Source organism: Pseudomonas sp. TNT3, from assembly GCF_010095445.2.
Lineage (GTDB): Bacteria > Pseudomonadota > Gammaproteobacteria > Pseudomonadales > Pseudomonadaceae > Aquipseudomonas.
Window position 1 is genome coordinate 33,031 of the sequence record NZ_WFGV02000014.1, and the last position, 18,416, is coordinate 51,446.

An 18,416-nucleotide genomic window follows, 5' to 3' on the forward strand; every position below is an offset into this window, starting at 1 on the left:
GCGGTCACCCTGCTGCAAAAATCACAAGAATAAAAAAGATCCGAGGTGTTGCATGTCCGAGCTATCCCAAGCGCGCATCCCCGACGCACCCGCTATTCAGCGTTTGCCCCTTTTGCAATTGATTCTGGTCGGGCTGCAACACGTTCTGCTGATGTACGGCGGAGCCATTGCGGTGCCGCTGATCATCGGACAGGCCGCTGGCCTGAGTCGTGAAGAAATCGCCTTCCTGATCAACGCCGACCTGCTGGTCGCCGGGATCGCCACCATCGTGCAATCCATGGGCATCGGCCCCGTGGGAATAAGAATGCCGGTGATGATGGGCGCCAGTTTCGCCGCCGTCGGCAGCATGGTCGCCATGGCCGGCATGCCCGGTATCGGTCTGCAAGGGATCTTCGGCGCGACCATCGCCGCCGGGTTCTTCGGCATGATCATCGCGCCGTTCATGTCCAAAGTCGTTCGCTTCTTCCCGCCTCTGGTGACCGGCACGGTCATCACCTCGATCGGTTTATCGCTGTTCCCCGTGGCCGTTAACTGGGCCGGCGGCGGTGCTGGCGCCACTCAATTCGGTTCCCCCATCTACCTGACCATCGCCGCACTGGTGCTGGGCACGATTCTGTTGGTGCATCGCTTCATGCGCGGTTTCTGGGTGAACATTTCCGTGCTGATCGGCATGTGCCTGGGCTACGTGCTCTGTGGCGTGCTGGGCATGGTCGACCTCAGCGGCATGGCCCAGGCGCCCTGGTTGCAGTTCGTCACCCCGCTGCATTTCGGCATGCCGAAATTCGAACTCGCGCCGATACTCTCCATGTGCCTGGTGGTGGTGATCATCTTCGTCGAGTCCACCGGGATGTTCCTTGCACTGGGCAAGATTACCGACCAGGAAGTCTGCCCGCGCATGCTGCGTCGCGGCTTGCTCTGCGATGCCGGCGCCTCGTTCTTTGCCGGTTTCTTCAACACCTTCACCCACTCCTCTTTCGCCCAGAACATCGGCCTGGTGCAGATGACCGGCGTGCGCTGCCGCTCGGTCACCATCGTCGCCGGCGGTTTGCTGATCGTCTTGAGCCTGCTGCCGAAGGCCGCGTTTCTGGTGGCCTCGATTCCGCCTGCGGTACTGGGCGGCGCCGCGATCGCGATGTTCGGCATGGTCGCCGCGACCGGGATCAAGATTCTCCAGGAAGCCGATATCGGTGATCGCCGCAACCAGTTACTGGTGGCAGTGAGCATCGGGATGGGACTTATCCCGGTGGTGCGTCCGGAGTTTTTCGCCCACTTGCCGATGTGGATGAGCCCGATCACCCACAGCGGGATCGCCATGGCGACCCTCAGTGCGCTGACGCTGAACCTGCTGTTCAACATCCTTGGCGGCGCTGAACGCGCGGCCATCAATGACTGCCACGCACACCAGCAATAACAGAGACGCCATGAACCTTGCAGGAGCGAGCCTGCTCGCGATGACGGTATGACATTCAACACCTGAGTTGACTGATTCAACGCTATCGCGAGCAGGCTCACTCCTACAGGGTCAAGGGCTGTCTGCGCCTCAAACAATAAAAACAAGAGGGAGCAACAGATGATTCGGACACAGACACACATGCTGTTGGGCGGCAGTCTTCTGGCCGCCAGTCAGGCCATGGCCGGCGATTTATTGCTGTGGCAGACCAACAGCTTGAGCTACCTGTACGGCAAGGATTTTGCGGTCAACCCGTCGATCCAGCAGACAGTGACCTTCGAGCATGCCGACAAATGGAAGTACGGCGACAATTTCCTGTTCGTCGACAGTACGTATTACAACGGCGAAAAAGACCGCAACAAAGGCTCTCACGCCTATTACGGCGAGTTCAGCCCACGCCTCTCCTTCGGCAAAATCCTCGACCGCCGTCTAGAGTTCGGCCCGATCAAGGACGTGCTGCTGGCCATGACCTACGAGAACGGCGAAGACGACACCGAGGCCTACCTGATCGGCCCAGGTTTCGACCTCGCCGTACCGGGCTTCAACTACTTCACCTTGAACTTCTATCGGCGCCAGACCGAAGGCAGCCGCCCCGGCGATGACGTCTGGCAAATCACACCAGCATGGTCCTACACCCTTCCATTGGGTAACTCGACCGTGTTGATCGACGGCTACATCGACTGGGTCGTGGATAACGACCAGAACGCACGCGGTACCTATCACGCCAACGTGCACGTCAACCCGCAGGTGAAATACGACCTGGGCAAAGCCATGGGCTGGCGTGAGAAACAGGTGTATGTCGGCGCCGAGTACAGCTACTGGAAAGACAAATACGGCATCGAGAACACGTCCAGCTTCGACACCAATGAAAATACCACCAGCCTGCTGGTGAAGGTGCATTTCTAAGATGACCCGCAACCGTGCGCCAAACCTGTCGTCGGTGCTCTGTTGCGGGGCACTTGAGACCTGGTCAAGGAGTCAGTATTCTCCGCGGCCGCCTGAATCCGCTTTAAAAAAAAGTCCGGATTTAAATCCTGACCAGAAAGCCAACTTATCCCGGCCCCGGTCAGCATCAAGGCATTCCAAAACCCCTCTCAATCGACCGCTTTCGAGCAGCCGAGCGGGAGTTTTTGTGCTTTTTGAAAGCCTTGGCTCAGCTCTTGCTAACAGCACTAAAGCTGACCGAATGGATGACTTTTGCAGCGACGGAAAAGGCGCCACACCAGAGCGCCAATCTTAGAAAAAAAACGTGGAACACCAACTTTTTGGGAGCAACCGAATGAAACGTACGTGCACTAGCCTGATGCTTGCCACGACCTTGCTGGCGGGGGGCCAAGCGATGGCCGGCGACTTGTTGCAATGGCAGAACAACAGCCTGAGCTACCTGTATGGCAAGGACTTCAAGGTCAATCCGGCCATTCAGCAAACCGTCACCTTCGAACACGCCGACGGGTGGAAGTATGGGGATAACTTCTTCTTCGTCGACAAGATCTTCTACAACGGTGGCAAGGACTTCAACAACGGTCCGAACACTTACTACGGTGAATTCCAGCCGCGCATTTCCCTGGGCAAGGTGCTGGACCAGAAGATCGAGTTCGGCCCGATCAAGGACGTGCTGCTGGCGATGACCTACGAGTTCGGCGAGGGTGATACCGAGTCCTACCTGATCGGTCCGGGTTTCGACCTGGCGATCCCTGGTTTCGACTACTTCCAGCTGAACTTCTACCAGCGCCACACCGAAGGTTCGCGTGCGGGTGACAACGTCTGGCAGGTCACGCCTGTGTGGTCCTACACCATTCCGGTCGGCGACTCGAACATCCTGATCGATGGTTACATGGATTGGGTGATGGACAACGACTCGAACTCCAAAGGCGACTACCACGCCAACCTGCACTTCAACCCACAGGTCAAATACGACTTGGGCAAGGCGCTGAATTTCGGCGAGAAGCAGTTGTATGTGGGTGTGGAGTACGACTACTGGAAGGACAAGTACGGGATCGACGACACCCGTGCGTTTACGACCAATCAGAACGTGACGAGCTTCCTGGTGAAGTTCCACTTCTGACCGTAAAAAGCATCGCTGGCAAGCCAGGCTCCCACAGGGTTGTGTGTCGTTCACGTCATCAGCGAACGACACAATCTCTGTGAGAACCTGGCTTGCCAGCGATGGCCGCACCGCCAATCTCAGGCCGGGATAACAGAATCCGCCAACCCCAAAAACCGGCAAAGCTCCCCCCGCTTGGCCAACGCATCCCGCCGTCCCAGATCAATCAATTCGCTGCAATACCCCGCCTCGAACAGCAGATAGCTCAGCACCCCTGCCCCGCTGGTTTTCGTGGCTCCCGGCCCGCGCAGGAACAGCCGCAGCGCCGCCGGCAATTCCTGGCGATGCCGCGCCGCAATTTCATCAATTGGCTGACTCGGTGAAATCACCAGCACTTCCACCGGAGCCACGCCCAACGCACGGGTCGGCGTGCCATCGGGCATCAGGTGGCTGAACTGGTTCAGACGCTGCAGCAGCTCGATGTCGCTTTCCAGGCTGTCGATGAACGTACTGTTGAGCATGTGCCCACCGATCTGCGCCAGGGTCGGCTGCTGGCCTGTGTAGGCGCGTTGCAGCGGCTGCTCCGGGTCGACCCCTCGCGGATTGCCACTGACACCCACCACCAGCACACGGCTCGCGCCCAGGTGCAGGGCCGGGCTGATCGGTGCGGATTGGCGGACAGCGCCGTCGCCGAAATACTCCTCGCCGATTTTTACCGGTGCAAACAGCAGCGGAATGGCGGAGCTGGCGAGCAAGTGTTCAACCGACAATTGAGTCGGCACGCCGATACGCCGATGGCGCAACCAGGCGTCAATGGTGCCGCCGCCCTGATAGAACGTGACGGCCTGGCCGGATTCGTAGCCGAAGGCGGTCACCGCCACGGCCTGCAATTGTTTTTGCGCGATGGCCTCAGCGATGCCGTTCATTTGCAGTTTGTCGTTGAGCAATCCGCGCAGCGGCGAACTGTTGAGCAAGGCCACCGGTACCTGCGCACCGATGCCCAACAAGCTGTGACCGACAAAGCGGCTGGCTTGATGGATCACCCCCGGCCAATCGCTGCGCAGCACCAGATGGCTGCGAAAGCCCTGCCAGAAGGTCGTCAGACGCTCGATAGCGCCACGGAAGTCCATCGCCCCGCTGGCGAGGCTCACCGCATTGATTGCTCCGGCCGAGGTGCCGACGATCACCGGGAACGGATTGTCCGCACCCTCGGGCAGCAACTCGGCAATCGCCGCCAGCACCCCCACCTGATAGGCCGCCCGAGCCCCGCCGCCGGATAGAATCAAACCTGTAACCGGTTCAGCAGGACTCATCGCAACACTCCCTGGTGCTTGTGGGTTTTAACCGCGTTTGGCGTAGAGCTTGGGCTCGCCGGGTGGACGGCTCTTGAAGCGGCGATGGGCCCAGAGGTATTGCTCGGGGCATTCGCGCAAGACGCCTTCGACCCATTGATTGATGCGAATGCAATCGGCCTCTTCGTTTTCGCCCGGGAAACCTTCGAGCGGGGCATGAATCACCAGTCGGTACCCGCTGCCGTCTGCCAGACGCTCCTGGGTGAATGGCACTACCAGCGCCTTGCCCAGGCGCGCAAACTTGCTGGTGGCAGTGACCGTGGCCGCCTGGATACCGAACAACGGCACGAAGATACTTTGCTTGGCGCCGTAGTCCTGATCCGGCGCATACCAGATCGCCCGGCCGGCACGCAGCAGTTTGAGCATGCCACGCACGTCGTCACGCTCCACGGCCAGCGAGTCGAGGTTGTGCCGCTCGCGGCCACGGCGCTGGATGTAATCGAACAGCGGATTTTTGTGCTCGCGGTACATGCCATCGATGGTGTGCTGCTGACCGAGCAATGCCGCGCCAATTTCCAGCGTGGTGAAATGCACCGCCATCAGGATCACGCCTTTGCCTTCGCGCTGGGCTTTTTGCAAATGCTCCAGGCCTTCGACATGGGCCAGTTTCGCCAGACGCTCGCGCGACCACCACCAGCTCATGGCCATTTCAAAGAAGGCAATGCCGGTAGACGCGAAGTTTTCCTTGAGCAGTCGTTTGCGCTCGGCGGCGGTTTTTTCAGGAAAACACAGTTCGAGATTGCGCTTGGCGATGCGCCGTCTGTCGCCGGCCAGCCTATACATCAATGCACCGAGCAAGCGACCGATAAACAGCAACGCGCGATAAGGCAGCTGAACAATCAGCCACAACAGCCCCAAGCCACACCACAGCGGCCAGAAACGCGGAGAAAGAAAGGCTGTTCGAAAACGCGGGCGATCCATTAAAGCTTCCGTCAAGACAATGGCCGCGCATTCTACATCGTTCGACCCGGCTTGCGGCTCGCGGGCGTTCTCGTTATAAGTCTCGGCACTTTTAGTGACAAGTCGTTGTATGCCGACCATGAGCCAAACCGAACCGCTAGACAAAGATCCCGTGTTCCAGTTGAAGGGCAGCATGCTCGCCATTACGGTGCTGGAACTGGCCCGTAACGACCTCGAGAACCTCGATCGACAACTGGCCGCCAAGGTCGCCCAGGCGCCCAACTTCTTCAGCAACGCCCCGCTGGTGCTGGCCCTGGACAAACTTCCACCCAGCGAAGGCGCCGTGGATTTGCCAGGCCTGATGCGCGTGTGTCGCCAACATGGCCTGCGCACGCTGGCGATCCGTGCCAGCCGCATTGAGGACATCGCTGCCGCCATTGCCGTGGATTTGCCGGTGCTCCCGCCGTCCGGTGCCAGGGAACGTCCACTGGACCCCAATGAAGGCGTCGTGGTGAAAAAACCGGAAAAACCACCGGAGCCGACGATCAAGCCAACGAAAATCATCACGTCACCGGTACGCGGCGGTCAGCAGATTTATGCCCAGGGCTGTGATCTTGTGGTGATCTCCTCGGTGAGCCCGGGGGCGGAACTTCTGGCCGATGGCAACATCCATGTATACGGCCCGATGCGTGGTCGCGTTCTGGCCGGGGTCAAGGGCGACACGAAAGCCAGGATTTTCTGTCAGCAAATGAGCGCTGAACTGGTCTCCATCGCGGGCCATTACAAGGTTTCGGAGGATCTGCGCCGCGACCCTTTATGGGGTTCGGGCGTACAGGTCAGCCTGTCGGGCGATGTGTTGAACATCATTCGGCTTTAACGGATACTGCCGCATTTTCCAAGCATCTCTAAAACGTAGCGAAAACGGCTTGAACGAAGTCGGAAAATGGCCAAAAGCAGTGTTTACCGAAGGTAATCGCCGTTCAGGGCCGGATTCCAGCCAAGGCTGTCCGACTGCAGTAGTTTTCTAGAGATGTTTTTCAGGGGCTAAATGTCCTTTTTCCTTAGGGGTGAAACACCTTGGCCAAGATTCTCGTGGTTACATCCGGCAAGGGTGGTGTGGGTAAGACCACCACCAGTGCCGCTATCGGTACCGGCCTCGCACTGCGCGGTCACAAAACAGTTATCGTCGACTTCGACGTGGGCCTGCGTAACCTCGACCTGATCATGGGTTGCGAACGTCGCGTGGTGTATGACTTCGTCAACGTCGTCAACGGCGAAGCGAACCTGCAACAGGCCCTGATCAAAGACAAGCGCCTGGAAAACCTTTACGTCCTCGCCGCCAGCCAGACCCGCGACAAAGACGCGCTGACCGTCGAAGGCGTGGAAAAAGTCCTGATGGCGTTGAAAGAAGATTTCGAATTCGTGGTCTGCGACTCCCCGGCGGGCATCGAGAAAGGCGCCCACCTGGCCATGTACTTCGCTGATGAAGCGATCATCGTGACCAACCCGGAAGTGTCCTCGGTACGTGACTCGGACCGTATGCTTGGCCTGCTGGCCAGCAAATCCCGCCGCGCTGAAAAGGGCGAGGATCCGATCAAGGAACACTTGCTGCTGACCCGCTACAACCCGCAACGCGTGAGTGACGGTGAAATGCTCGGCGTCGAAGACGTCAAGGAAATCCTGTCCGTCACCCTGCTGGGTGTCATTCCCGAATCCCAGGCAGTGCTCAAGGCTTCCAACTCGGGTGTACCGGTGATTCTCGACGACCAGAGCGATGCCGGCCAGGCATACAGCGATGCCGTTGATCGTCTGCTGGGCAAAACCGTAGAGCATCGTTTTCTCGATGTCACGAAGAAGGGATTCTTCGAGCGCCTGTTTGGAGGTAGGTAATGAACCTTTTTGACTTCTTTCGTGCCAACAAGAAGACAAGCACAGCCTCGGTAGCGAAAGAGCGTCTACAGATCATCGTGGCGCATGAACGCGGCCAACGCAGTACACCGGACTACCTGCCAGCCTTGCAGAAGGAACTGGTCGAGGTGATTCGCAAATACGTCAATATCGGGTCCGATGACGTGCATGTCGCTCTGGAAAACCAGGGCAGCTGCTCGATTCTGGAACTCAATATCACCCTGCCTGACCGCTAGTCGATCAGACAGGAGCCACGGCGGCTCAGGCTTACGCCCCTGTGGGAGCAAAGCTTGCTCGCGATAGCATCCATCCGGTTCGGACCGGGTTGACTGCATCGCGAGCAAGCTTTGCTCCCACGGATTTGCGAAAGCCTGAGCCGCCGTTGGCATTTGTTACGAGGCTGTTTTAATGCCGCTGTCCAACGTCCACATCATTTATCAGGACGCCGCCGTATTGGTGGTGAACAAGCCTACGTTGCTGCTTTCCGTCCCTGGCCGGGCTGATGACAACAAGGACTGCCTGATTACCCGCCTGCAAGAAAACGGCTACCCGGAAGCGCGAATCGTCCACCGACTGGACTGGGAAACCTCCGGCATCATTCTGTTGGCGCGTGACCCGGATACTCATCGCGAGCTGTCCCGGCAATTTCACGACCGCGAAACCGAAAAAGCCTACACCGCACTGTGCTGGGGTCAGCCTGAACTCGATAGCGGCAGCATCGATTTGCCGTTGCGCTACGATCCGCCGACCAAACCACGTCATGTGGTTGACCATGAATTCGGTAAGCACGCCCTGACCTTCTGGCGCGTGCTGGAGCGATGCGGCGACTGGTGCCGGGTCGAACTGACGCCAATCACTGGCCGCTCCCATCAACTGCGCGTGCACATGCTGTCCATTGGTCATCCACTGCTGGGTGACGGGCTGTACGCCCACGAACAGGCGCTGGCTGCCTGGCCACGACTGTGTCTGCACGCGAGCATGCTGAGCTTCACCCATCCGCAAACCGGTGAACGCCTGCGCTTCGAGTGTCCGGCACCGTTCTAAAGCAAAAGCAAAATCCTGTAGGAGCGAGCCTGCTCGCGAAAAACCCAAGGACGCCGCAGCGCATTTGGTTTTCCGCGTAATCGTTCACGACCTTCGCGAGCAAGCTCGCTCCTATAGGGATTTCCTCCGGACCCGATACCGTGGACCGCCTAACCAGCACTCCCCCGCCAATTCTTTGATCAATACGTTAAACTGGCGCCATTGCTGTCTGGAGCTACTTATGCGCGAAGAGTTGAACCAAGGCCTGATCGACTTCCTCAAGGCCTCCCCCACCCCGTTTCATGCCACTGCCAGCCTTGTACAGCGCCTGGAAGCGGCCGGCTTTCAGCGCCTTGATGAGCGCGAGCCCTGGACCACCGAAGCCAACGGCCGATACTACGTCACCCGTAACGACTCCTCGATCGTCGCCATCAAGATGGGCCGTCACTCACCGCTGCATGGCGGTATTCGCCTGGTGGGCGCCCATACCGACAGCCCGTGCCTGCGCGTCAAGCCGCAACCGGAACTGCAACGCCAGGGTTTCTGGCAGCTGGGTGTCGAAGTGTACGGTGGTGCGCTGCTGGCACCCTGGTTTGACCGGGATCTGTCCCTGGCTGGCCGTGTCACCTTTCGTCGTGACGGCAAGGTCGAGAGCCAGCTGATCGATTTCAAAGCGCCCATCGCGACCATTCCCAACCTGGCGATTCACCTCAATCGTGAAGCCAACATGGGCTGGGCGATCAATGCGCAGACTGAACTTCCACCGATCCTCGCGCAATTTGCCGGCGACGAGCGCGTCGACTTCCGCGCAGTGCTCACCAATCAACTGGCACTGGAACATGGTCTGAACGCCGACGTGGTGCTCGACTACGAGCTGAGCTTCTACGACACCCAAAGCGCGGCGGTTATTGGCCTGCACGGCGACTTCATCGCGGGCGCGCGCCTGGACAACCTGCTGTCGTGCTACGCCGGCCTGCAAGCATTGCTGACGGCCGAGACCGACGAAACTTGCGTACTGGTGGCCAACGACCACGAAGAAGTCGGCTCCTGCTCGGCGTGCGGCGCCGATGGCCCGATGCTTGAGCAAACCTTGCGCCGCCTTCTGCCCGAGGGTGACGAGTTCGTACGGACCATCCAGAAGTCCCTGCTGGTGTCGGCCGACAACGCCCATGGCGTGCATCCCAACTACGCCGACAAGCACGACGCCAACCACGGCCCTAAACTCAACGCTGGTCCGGTCATCAAGGTCAACAGCAACCAGCGCTACGCCACCAACAGCGAAACCGCCGGGTTCTTCCGTCATCTGTGCATGGCCGAAGAAGTACCGGTGCAGAGCTTCGTGGTGCGCAGCGACATGGGTTGCGGCTCGACCATCGGCCCGATTACCGCCAGTCACCTGGGCGTGCGCACCGTGGACATCGGCCTGCCGACATTCGCCATGCATTCGATCCGTGAACTGTGCGGCAGCCATGACCTGGCCCACCTGGTGAAAGTGCTGAGCGCTTTTTACGCCTGCCAGGAATTGCCTTAATCGTCAAAAAGCTTCGCGAGCAAGCCCGCCCCCCCACAAGGGAACCCATTTCACGATGTGGGAGCGGGCTTACTCGCGAAAGCGTCGTTAGGGACGACACTTTCATGCGGCGGATGCCTCATTTTTGATACGCCTCAACACCGCGCGGCTAAAAGCCACCTAAACTTAAATCATCCCAAGACAAGGCAGTCGCTCCATGATCTCCATGCAGTCCTTCCACGCCATGCTGATTCCGATCCTGTCCGGGATGATCCTGCTCGCCATCGGCTTCAATTTCCGTGACAAGAATGCCGGCGTGTTCGCCATGTGGATCGGCATGCTGACGATCCTCGCCACCGTGGTGTTCAAGATCCTCGCCAAACTTAACGAATAAATCCGCTCCCCGGCTCGCATTGATTTTAGCGGGCTCGTACACTCGGTCGATCTGCTCATTCCAAGGTTGACCGCCTAGTGTTCGCTCGTCTTTTCGCCCTGCCGTATCTCCTCCTCGTCTGCCTCATGACGCTCTTGCCAATGGCGCCAGCCAAGGCCGTCGGCCTGCCGAGCCTGCTCAACGGTTCGGCGAAAGCCCAGCCAGAAGCCCAGGAACCGCTGGGGCAATCCCTTGACGAAGTCATCAAGTCGCTGGAGAACGATCAGCAGCGGACCAAATTGCTCGCCGACCTGAAGAAGTTGCGTGATGCCACCAAAAAGGCCCAGCCCGCCGCCGAACAGGGCGTACTCGGATTGATCGGCGGGACCTTGGCAAGTCTCGAGAAGCAGTTTTCCGGCGCCGACAGTCCACTCACGCGCTGGTCCGAAGAGTACGAACTGACCAAGGAAGAACTGAAGGCCTTGATCGTGCCGGCCAATGAATGGCTGCCGATCATCTTTGCCTTTGCCATGATCCTGATGGTCTGGAGTTTGCTCGCCGCCGTGCTTATCTGGCTCAGTCACCGGGTGCGCATGCGCTTCGGCCTGACCGAAGAGTTGCCGCAACATCCCAGCGCCCTGGACATGTTGCGTTTCGCCTTGCGCAAACTCGGGCCGTGGCTGATAGCGCTGGTGATGACGGTCTACATGACCTACGCGCTGCCCTCGTCATTAGGCAAAAGCCTGGCCATGGTGTTGGCGTATGCGCTGGTGGTGGGCACCTGCTTCTCGGCGATCTGCGTCATCGCTTTCTCCCTGCTCGACGGCCCACACCGTCACCGTGCCCTGTACATCCTGCGGCATCAGGCCTTTCGGCCGTTGTGGCTGATCGGCAGCTTCGCCGCATTCGGCGAAGCCTTGAGTGATCCGCGACTGGTTGAAAGCCTCGGCACCCACCTGGCGCACACCGCCGCAACGATCGCCAATGTCCTGGCCGCACTGTCCACCGGACTGTTTATCCTGCGCTTCCGCCGTCCAATTGCGCACTTGATCCGCAACCAGCCACTGTCACGGCGCCTGACCCGCCGCGCACTCAGCGACACCATCGATATCCTCGGAACCTTCTGGTACATACCCGCCCTGGTACTGGTGGGCATTTCGTTGTTTGCCACTTTCGTGTCAGCTGGCGACACCAGCACTGCGTTGCGTCAGTCGCTGATCTGCACGGTGCTGTTGGTGCTGTGCATGGTCATCAATGGGCTGGTGCGCCGTCACTCGCTCAAACCGCAGCGAGGCGTGAAGCGGCATGCGTTGTATTCGGATCGACTGAAAAACTTTTTCTACACCCTCGCCCACCTGTTGGTGTGGCTGGCGTTCATTGAGCTTGGCCTGCGCGTCTGGGGCATGTCACTGATTACCTTCACCGAAGGCGAAGGTCATGAAGTCAGCGTCAAACTGTTCAGCCTGGCGGGGACGCTTATTTTTGCCTGGCTGATCTGGATTCTCAGTGACACCGCAGTGCACCACGCCCTCACCCGCTCGCGCAAAGGCCTGGCAAATGCCCGCGCGCAGACGATGATGCCGCTGATCCGCAACGTGCTGTTCGTGGCGATTTTCATCGTTGCGCTGATCGTTGCGCTGGCAAACATGGGCATGAACGTCACGCCACTGCTGGCCGGTGCCGGCGTGATCGGTCTGGCCATTGGTTTCGGTGCCCAGTCGCTGGTTGCCGACCTGATTACAGGGCTGTTCATCATCATTGAGGATTCCCTGGCCATCGACGATTACGTGGACGTTGGCGGCCACCTGGGCACGGTTGAAGGCCTGACGATTCGCACCGTGCGCCTGCGAGATATCGACGGCATCGTCCACACCATCCCGTTCAGCGAAATCAAAAGCATCAAGAACTACTCCAGGGAATTCGGTTACGCGATTTTCAGGGTGGCCATCCCTTCCGCCATGAACATCGATGACGCGATCAAGTTGATGCGCGATGTGGGGCAGAAGATGCGGACGGACCCACTGCAACGGCGCAACATCTGGTCGCCACTGGAGATTCAGGGCGTCGAGAGTTTCGAGTCGGGCAACGCAATACTTCGCGCCCGATTCAAGACCGCTCCGATCAAGCAGTGGGAAGTCTCCCGGGCGTTCAACCTGTTACTCAAGCGGCAACTGGATGAAGCAGGGCTTGATCTGGCGACACCGCGCATGAGTGTGCAAGTGATTACGGCGGGTGGCGGACCGGTTACGGACTAACCTTGTAGCCGCTTTGTGGCATTTGGAACAGCTGCAATGTGGCGAGGGGATTTATCCCCGTTCGGCTGCGAAGCAGTCGTGAGTTCGGGCAGCGCGGTGCATCAGATAGATCTTGCGTTCAGGTTTTACGACTGCTGCGTAGCCGAACGGGGATAAATCCCCTCGCCACAACGCAGGCATAAAAAAATCCCCGAACCAGTCGGGGATTTTTTATTTTTGATCAATCAGCTCGAGAGCGGATCAATCTTCGCGGTAGCGACGCAGCTTCAACTGCTTACCGGCAACGCGAGTGTCCTTCAGCTTGGTCAGCAAACGCTCCAGACCATCTTCCGGCAGCTCAACGAGGCTGAAGCTGTCACGCACCTGGATGCGACCGATCGCTTCACGAGCCAGGCCGCCTTCGTTCAGGATGGCGCCCAGCAGGTTCTTGGCGGCGATACCATCACGCGCGCCCAGCGCGGTACGGCAACGAGCACGGCCTTCAGCCAATGGAACCGGAGCACGACGCTCGCGATCACCACGGTCCGGACGATCACCGGTACGCTCAGGACGATCGCCACGCGGTGCATTGTTCGGCACCAGTGGACGTTCTTTCTCGATCGCAGCCAGGGTCAGTGCTTGACCGTTTGTAGCCTTGCGCAGCAGGGCCGCGGCCAGGGCACGCGGGCTGCAACCGATGTCGGCAGTCAGACGATCCAGCAGATCACCGTGAGTCGATTCAGCATCAGCAACCAGCGGCGACAGGCTGTTGGTCAGTTTCTTGATGCGGGCATCGAGAACGGCCTGAGCATCCGGCAGGCGGACTTCAGCCACTTTCTGACCGGTTACACGTTCGATCACTTGCAGCATGCGGCGCTCACGCGGAGTCACCAGCAACAGCGCACGACCTTCGCGACCGGCACGGCCAGTACGGCCGATACGGTGAACGTAGGACTCTGGATCGTACGGCATGTCAACGTTGAACACGTGAGTGATGCGCGGAACGTCCAGGCCACGAGCAGCAACGTCGGTCGCCACAACGATGTCCAGACGGCCATCCTTGAGGGAGTCGATCACGCGCTCACGCTGATTCTGGGCAATGTCACCGTTCAGCGCAGCGGCTTTGTAGCCTTTGGCTTCCAGGGCACTGGCCAGGTCCAGGGTCGCTTGCTTGGTGCGCACGAACATGATCAGGGCGTCGAAGTCTTCGACTTCCAGCAGGCTCAATACAGCCGAGGTCTTCTGGTCAGCGTGAACCAACAGGTGAGCCTGTTCGATCGCGGTAACGGTCTGGGTCTTGGTCTGGATCTTCACGTGTTGCGGGTCACGCAGGTGACGTTCGGCAATGGCACGGATCGACTGTGGCAGGGTCGCCGAGAACAGTACGGTCTGACGGGTCGCTGGCAGAGCCTTGAAGATGACTTCCAGGTCGTCCATGAAGCCCAGCTTGAGCATTTCGTCAGCTTCGTCGAGAACCAGATGGTTCACGGTCGACAGGACTTTCTCGTCGCGACGCAGGTGGTCGCACAGGCGGCCCGGGGTGGCGACAACGATCTGTGCGCCGTTACGGATTGCTTTCAGTTGTGGGCCCATAGGCGCGCCGCCGTAAACGGCCACAACGGTAACGCCCGGCATTTGCTTGGCGTAGGTTTCGAAAGCGGTTGCTACTTGCAGCGCCAACTCACGGGTTGGCGCCAGGATCAGGGCTTGCGGCTCGCGCTTGGCAGGATCGATGCAATGCAGGATCGGCAGGGCGAAAGCGGCGGTTTTACCCGTACCGGTTTGCGCTTGGCCAATCATGTCGTGGCCGGCCATGATGATCGGGATCGATTGCTGCTGAATAGCCGAAGGCTCTTCGTAGCCAGTCGCAATGACGGCTGCAAGAATATTCGGATTAAGATTAAAAGCGGCGAAGCCGCCGGTTTCCTGGGTCATGGGTCTGCCTCTAAGTGCATCCGCAAAGACCCATGCTCCAAAGCTGCGCATGCCGTGTAAGACTCAAGAGTCGCCCTGGCTGCTTTGTCGGCGGGGATTTGCGAAAACGAATGAATGAAAAAGATTCGTCAAGGGAGAGTCCGGTGTGCGGACGTGCAGCCGAAGCTGACTTCGGGGAATTGCGCTACCTAAACGCGGCCCGGTTAAAGGCCGGCGCGCACTATACCGGAATTCGCCCAAAAAGGGAGCATTATTTGTCGGAAAACTGACGGATACACCGTTATGTCACAGGCTTTGCGCATAATCGCGCAACGGTCTATTTTTCAAAGGCCCAGCCCTGCTGGGGATGGCGCTAAAACGGTTCACCCTGACGACAAAAACTTGCGGTCTCACTGACGCCTTCCCACCTCTTCCCGCCCGAGGAAATGTTCCATGGATCAACCCAGCTGCAGTCGAGTCAGCCGCGAACGGCGCGGTCATGTCCTGTTAATCGGTCTGGACCGGGTGGCCAAGCGCAACGCCTTCGATCTGCAACTGCTCAACGAGCTCAGCCTGGCCTATGGCGAGCTCGAAGCGGACAGCGACGCGCGGGTGGCCGTGGTGTTCGGCCATGGGGAGCATTTTACCGCCGGGCTCGACCTGGTCAGTGCCAGCGCGTCCCTGGCTGAAGGTTGGCAGGCGCCTCCGGGCGGCTGCGATCCCTGGGGTGTATTTGCCGGGCCAAGGGTGAGTAAACCGGTGATTGTCGCTGCACAAGGTTACTGCCTGACCATCGGCATCGAGCTGATGCTGGCCGCTGACATCAACCTGTGCGCCAGCAACACCCGTTTTGCCCAGAAAGAAGTGCAACGGGGGATATTCCCGTTTGGCGGGGCCACGCTGCGCCTGCATCAGGTCGCGGGCTGGGGCAATGCCATGCGCTGGTTGCTGACCGGCGATGAATTCGATGCCCACGAGGCGTTGCACCTGGGGTTGGTGCAGGAAGTCATGGCCAGCGAGGATTTGTTGCCACGGGCGATTGAGCTGGCCGAACGGATCGCCCGGCAGGCGCCGCTTGGGGTTCAGGCGACATTGATGTCGGCTCGCCAGGCACGGTATGAAGGGGAAACTGCAGCGGCGCAGGCGTTGCCGCCGCTGGTGAAGAAGTTGATGGCGAGTGAAGATGCCAAGGAAGGGGTGCGGTCGATGGTCGAGAAGCGGCCGGGCGTTTTCAAAGGCTGCTGAAGGCAGCACCACCCCTGTAGGAGCTGCCGAAGGCTGCGATCTTTTGATCTTGATTTTCAGCTTGTTGAAGCTGCCAAAAGATTAAGATCAAAAGATCGCAGCCTTCGGCAGCTACAGGGGGCTCAACAACCTCAAGTAGCCGGGCGAATCGCCTTGATCAACGGCTGCAACGAATACCCCAGCTGCGGCGCCAGTCCTTCAGCCCGCGCGATCAGCCCATCCATGTCCAGTTCCTGATCCAGCTCCGAAGGCACGATCAAAATCACGTTGCCCTCCTTCACCGGCAACTCCCAGTAATGGCGGTGGTACAAACCGCGCAGCAGCGCCGCGCCCAAGGGTTTTCCATCATCGGTGGCCCATTGGTTGATCACCAGCCAGCCGCCTGGATTCAGGCGCTTCTGACAGTTTTCCAAAAAGCTCCAGGCCAGATGCCCGACACCCGGACCGACATCGGTATAGAGGTCGACGAAAATCAGGTCGGCAGGCTCGGCGGTGTCGAGCAGTTCCAGCGCATCGCCCACACGGATATACAGCCGCGGGTCATCATCCAGCCCAAGGAACTCAATGGCCAGGCGCGGTACATCGGGACGCAGCTCGATAGCCTCGACGTCTTCCAGCGGCAGGAACTTCAGGCAGGCCTGGGTCAATGTGCCTGCCCCGAGCCCCAGAAACAGCGCACTCTCCGGCTGATCGTGGCACAACGCGCCGATCAACATCGCGCGGGTGTAGTCGTATTCGAGCCAGCTGGGATCGGCAGTAAACACGCAACTCTGTTCGATGGCATCACCGAATTCGAGAAAACGGTAATCGGCCACTTCCAGCACGCGTATCACGCCGAACTCATCCTGTACCTCGGCGAGCAGATGCTCGACGCGCTCCTCAGTCATTTCGTCTCCAGATCATTACCGGGCCTGCCGCAGCTTGAAGCGGCAAAGGCGCGATTGTCCGCGAAGCAACGGGAACAGGTCACGCATTAATTGCTGATAACATGACGGTCCGAGCGTAAACCAACCGAGACCGTGATGAGCCAACCCTGGAGTCCTGACAGCTGGCGCGCCTTGCCGATCCAGCAACAACCCCACTACCCCGACGCGGCGCATTTGCTGCACGTCGAGCAAACGCTGGCCAGCTATCCGCCGCTGGTGTTTGCCGGTGAAGCCCGGGAGTTGCGCCGTCAGTTTGCCGAGGTGACCCAGGGCCGCGCGTTTCTGTTGCAGGGCGGCGACTGCGCCGAGAGCTTCGCCGAGTTCTCCGCCGCGAAGATTCGCGACACGTTCAAAGTGCTGCTGCAAATGGCGATCGTCATGACGTTTGCTGCCGGATGCCCGGTGGTCAAAGTTGGACGCATGGCCGGGCAATTCGCCAAGCCACGATCAGCCAACGACGAAACCATCGACGGCGTGACCTTGCCGGCGTACCGCGGAGACATCGTCAACGGCATCGGTTTCGACGAGAAAAGCCGTGTGCCGGACCCGGAGCGCTTGCTCCAGTCCTATCACCAGTCCACGGCGACCTTGAACCTGCTTCGGGCCTTTGCCCAAGGCGGTTTTGCCGACCTGCACCAGGTGCATAAGTGGAACCTGGATTTCATCGCCAACTCGGCACTGGCTGAAAAATACAGCCACCTGGCCGATCGCATCGATGAAACACTGGCCTTCATGCGCGCCTGTGGCATGGACAGTTCGCCACAGCTGCGCGAAACCAGTTTTTTCACCGCCCACGAAGCGCTGCTGCTGAACTACGAAGAAGCCTTCGTGCGTCGCGACAGCCTGACCAACGATTACTACGACTGCTCGGCGCACATGCTGTGGATCGGCGACCGCACCCGTCAGCTCGACGGCGCTCATGTCGAGTTCCTGCGGGGCGTGAACAACCCGATCGGCGTCAAGGTCGGGCCAAGCATGAACCCCGACGATCTGATTCGTCTGATCGACGTGCTAAACCCGGACAACGACCCAGGTCGTCTGAACCTGATTGCCCGGATGGGCGCGAACAAGGTGGGTGATCATCTGCCCGCGTTGATCCGCGCCGTGCAGCGCGAGGGCAAGCAGGTGCTCTGGAGCTCCGATCCGATGCATGGCAATACCATCAAGGCCAGCAGCGGCTACAAGACTCGCGACTTTGCGCAGATTCTTGGAGAAGTGAAGCAGTTCTTCCAGGTTCACGAAGCGGAAGGCACTTACGCCGGTGGCATCCACATCGAGATGACCGGGCAGAACGTGACCGAGTGCATCGGTGGCGCGCGACCTATTACCGAAGATGGATTGTCGGACCGGTATCACACCCATTGCGATCCGCGGATGAATGCCGATCAGTCGCTGGAATTGGCGTTTCTGATTGCCGAGACGTTGAAACAAGTCCGGCGGTAAATCACTTTGAAACAATCGCTAGCGGGCTAGCTCCCACATTTTTACCGCGCTGTTCTGCCGAACGCGTTCAACTGTGGGAGCTAGCCTGCTAGCG

At 59.4% G+C, this 18,416-nt stretch carries 16 protein-coding genes; 12 read left to right on the plus strand and 4 right to left on the minus strand.

The annotated features are described in order from the left end of the window. Nucleotides 1-52: 52 nt before the first annotated feature. The 3 genes from GBC55_RS10975 (at nucleotide 53) to GBC55_RS10985 (ending at nucleotide 3,515) form a co-directional block, all read left to right on the plus strand. Nucleotides 53-1,411, plus strand: a complete 1,359-nt coding sequence (locus GBC55_RS10975) for a nucleobase:cation symporter-2 family protein (protein WP_162437494.1) — start codon at nucleotides 53-55, stop codon at nucleotides 1,409-1,411. A 159-nt stretch (nucleotides 1,412-1,570) separates the two neighbouring features. Next, the gene (locus tag GBC55_RS10980; RefSeq protein ID WP_162437495.1) at nucleotides 1,571-2,356 is read left to right on the plus strand and encodes an outer membrane protein OmpK; all 786 of its coding nucleotides are present in this window, start codon (nucleotides 1,571-1,573) and stop codon (nucleotides 2,354-2,356) included. Nucleotides 2,357-2,729: 373 nt separating this feature from the next. Further along, nucleotides 2,730-3,515 carry an outer membrane protein OmpK gene (locus tag GBC55_RS10985; protein ID WP_162437496.1) on the plus strand — a complete coding sequence of 262 codons (786 nt, stop codon included), beginning with the start codon at nucleotides 2,730-2,732 and terminating at the stop codon, nucleotides 3,513-3,515. A 119-nt stretch (nucleotides 3,516-3,634) separates the two neighbouring features. Here GBC55_RS10985 and GBC55_RS10990 read toward each other — a convergent pair whose 3' ends face one another. After that, on the minus strand, nucleotides 3,635-4,807 hold the full coding sequence (locus GBC55_RS10990) for a patatin-like phospholipase family protein (RefSeq protein ID WP_162437497.1): 1,173 nt from the start codon (nucleotides 4,805-4,807) through the stop codon (nucleotides 3,635-3,637). Between the two features lie 27 nt (nucleotides 4,808-4,834). Continuing rightward, nucleotides 4,835-5,767, minus strand: coding sequence for a lipid A biosynthesis lauroyl acyltransferase (locus tag GBC55_RS10995; protein WP_162437498.1), 933 nt, complete (start codon nucleotides 5,765-5,767; stop codon nucleotides 4,835-4,837). 118 nt (nucleotides 5,768-5,885) lie between these two features. On the opposite strand from GBC55_RS10995, the gene minC reads away from it, so the two are divergent. The 7 genes from minC to GBC55_RS11030 all read left to right on the plus strand — a co-directional run bounded on the left by minC (nucleotide 5,886) and on the right by GBC55_RS11030 (nucleotide 12,815). Continuing rightward, nucleotides 5,886-6,623: a septum site-determining protein MinC gene (gene minC, locus GBC55_RS11000; protein ID WP_162437499.1), complete on the plus strand. Its 738-nt coding sequence runs from the start codon at nucleotides 5,886-5,888 to the stop codon at nucleotides 6,621-6,623. A 200-nt stretch (nucleotides 6,624-6,823) separates the two neighbouring features. Next, nucleotides 6,824-7,636: a septum site-determining protein MinD gene (minD, locus tag GBC55_RS11005; RefSeq protein ID WP_162437500.1), complete on the plus strand. Its 813-nt coding sequence runs from the start codon at nucleotides 6,824-6,826 to the stop codon at nucleotides 7,634-7,636. Then, the gene (gene minE / locus GBC55_RS11010) at nucleotides 7,636-7,890 is read left to right on the plus strand and encodes a cell division topological specificity factor MinE (protein ID WP_162437501.1); all 255 of its coding nucleotides are present in this window, start codon (nucleotides 7,636-7,638) and stop codon (nucleotides 7,888-7,890) included. The genes minD and minE overlap by 1 nt, the downstream gene beginning before the upstream one ends. Nucleotides 7,891-8,062: 172 nt before the next feature. Further along, the gene (locus tag GBC55_RS11015) at nucleotides 8,063-8,698 is read left to right on the plus strand and encodes an RluA family pseudouridine synthase (RefSeq protein WP_162437502.1); all 636 of its coding nucleotides are present in this window, start codon (nucleotides 8,063-8,065) and stop codon (nucleotides 8,696-8,698) included. A 220-nt stretch (nucleotides 8,699-8,918) separates the two neighbouring features. Beyond that, nucleotides 8,919-10,208, plus strand: coding sequence for a M18 family aminopeptidase (locus tag GBC55_RS11020; RefSeq protein WP_162437503.1), 1,290 nt, complete (start codon nucleotides 8,919-8,921; stop codon nucleotides 10,206-10,208). Nucleotides 10,209-10,404: 196 nt separating this feature from the next. Continuing rightward, the gene (locus GBC55_RS11025) at nucleotides 10,405-10,581 is read left to right on the plus strand and encodes a hypothetical protein (protein WP_178114294.1); all 177 of its coding nucleotides are present in this window, start codon (nucleotides 10,405-10,407) and stop codon (nucleotides 10,579-10,581) included. Nucleotides 10,582-10,658: 77 nt separating this feature from the next. Beyond that, the gene (locus GBC55_RS11030; protein WP_162437504.1) at nucleotides 10,659-12,815 is read left to right on the plus strand and encodes a mechanosensitive ion channel domain-containing protein; all 2,157 of its coding nucleotides are present in this window, start codon (nucleotides 10,659-10,661) and stop codon (nucleotides 12,813-12,815) included. Between the two features lie 240 nt (nucleotides 12,816-13,055). Here GBC55_RS11030 and GBC55_RS11035 read toward each other — a convergent pair whose 3' ends face one another. Beyond that, nucleotides 13,056-14,729, minus strand: a complete 1,674-nt coding sequence (locus tag GBC55_RS11035; RefSeq protein WP_162437505.1) for a DEAD/DEAH box helicase — start codon at nucleotides 14,727-14,729, stop codon at nucleotides 13,056-13,058. A 432-nt stretch (nucleotides 14,730-15,161) separates the two neighbouring features. On the opposite strand from GBC55_RS11035, the gene GBC55_RS11040 reads away from it, so the two are divergent. Next, a complete protein-coding gene (locus GBC55_RS11040) occupies nucleotides 15,162-15,953 on the plus strand; it encodes a crotonase/enoyl-CoA hydratase family protein (RefSeq protein WP_162437506.1) in 792 nt (263 codons plus the stop codon). Nucleotides 15,954-16,084: 131 nt separating this feature from the next. Here GBC55_RS11040 and GBC55_RS11045 read toward each other — a convergent pair whose 3' ends face one another. Beyond that, a complete protein-coding gene (locus tag GBC55_RS11045; RefSeq protein WP_162437507.1) occupies nucleotides 16,085-16,840 on the minus strand; it encodes a spermidine synthase in 756 nt (251 codons plus the stop codon). 135 nt (nucleotides 16,841-16,975) lie between these two features. Here GBC55_RS11045 and GBC55_RS11050 point away from each other — a divergent pair, with 135 nt between their 5' ends. Then, nucleotides 16,976-18,322, plus strand: coding sequence for a 3-deoxy-7-phosphoheptulonate synthase class II (locus GBC55_RS11050; protein WP_162437508.1), 1,347 nt, complete (start codon nucleotides 16,976-16,978; stop codon nucleotides 18,320-18,322). The last annotated feature ends 94 nt before the right edge of the window (nucleotides 18,323-18,416 follow it).

Bases quoted from the DNA above. Each gene is read 5' to 3' on its own strand.
- GBC55_RS10975 (WP_162437494.1), top strand. From the start codon at position 53: ATGTCCGAGCTATCCCAAGCGCGCATCCCCGACGCACCCGCTATTCAG.
- GBC55_RS10980 (WP_162437495.1), top strand. From the start codon at position 1,571: ATGATTCGGACACAGACACACATGCTGTTGGGCGGCAGTCTTCTGGCC.
- GBC55_RS10985 (WP_162437496.1), top strand. From the start codon at position 2,730: ATGAAACGTACGTGCACTAGCCTGATGCTTGCCACGACCTTGCTGGCG.
- GBC55_RS10990 (WP_162437497.1), bottom strand. From the start codon at position 4,807: ATGAGTCCTGCTGAACCGGTTACAGGTTTGATTCTATCCGGCGGCGGG.
- GBC55_RS10995 (WP_162437498.1), bottom strand. From the start codon at position 5,767: ATGGATCGCCCGCGTTTTCGAACAGCCTTTCTTTCTCCGCGTTTCTGG.
- minC (WP_162437499.1), top strand. From the start codon at position 5,886: ATGAGCCAAACCGAACCGCTAGACAAAGATCCCGTGTTCCAGTTGAAG.
- minE (WP_162437501.1), top strand. From the start codon at position 7,636: ATGAACCTTTTTGACTTCTTTCGTGCCAACAAGAAGACAAGCACAGCC.
- GBC55_RS11015 (WP_162437502.1), top strand. From the start codon at position 8,063: ATGCCGCTGTCCAACGTCCACATCATTTATCAGGACGCCGCCGTATTG.
- GBC55_RS11020 (WP_162437503.1), top strand. From the start codon at position 8,919: ATGCGCGAAGAGTTGAACCAAGGCCTGATCGACTTCCTCAAGGCCTCC.
- GBC55_RS11025 (WP_178114294.1), top strand. From the start codon at position 10,405: ATGATCTCCATGCAGTCCTTCCACGCCATGCTGATTCCGATCCTGTCC.
- GBC55_RS11035 (WP_162437505.1), bottom strand. From the start codon at position 14,729: ATGACCCAGGAAACCGGCGGCTTCGCCGCTTTTAATCTTAATCCGAAT.
- GBC55_RS11040 (WP_162437506.1), top strand. From the start codon at position 15,162: ATGGATCAACCCAGCTGCAGTCGAGTCAGCCGCGAACGGCGCGGTCAT.
- GBC55_RS11045 (WP_162437507.1), bottom strand. From the start codon at position 16,840: ATGACTGAGGAGCGCGTCGAGCATCTGCTCGCCGAGGTACAGGATGAG.
- GBC55_RS11050 (WP_162437508.1), top strand. From the start codon at position 16,976: ATGAGCCAACCCTGGAGTCCTGACAGCTGGCGCGCCTTGCCGATCCAG.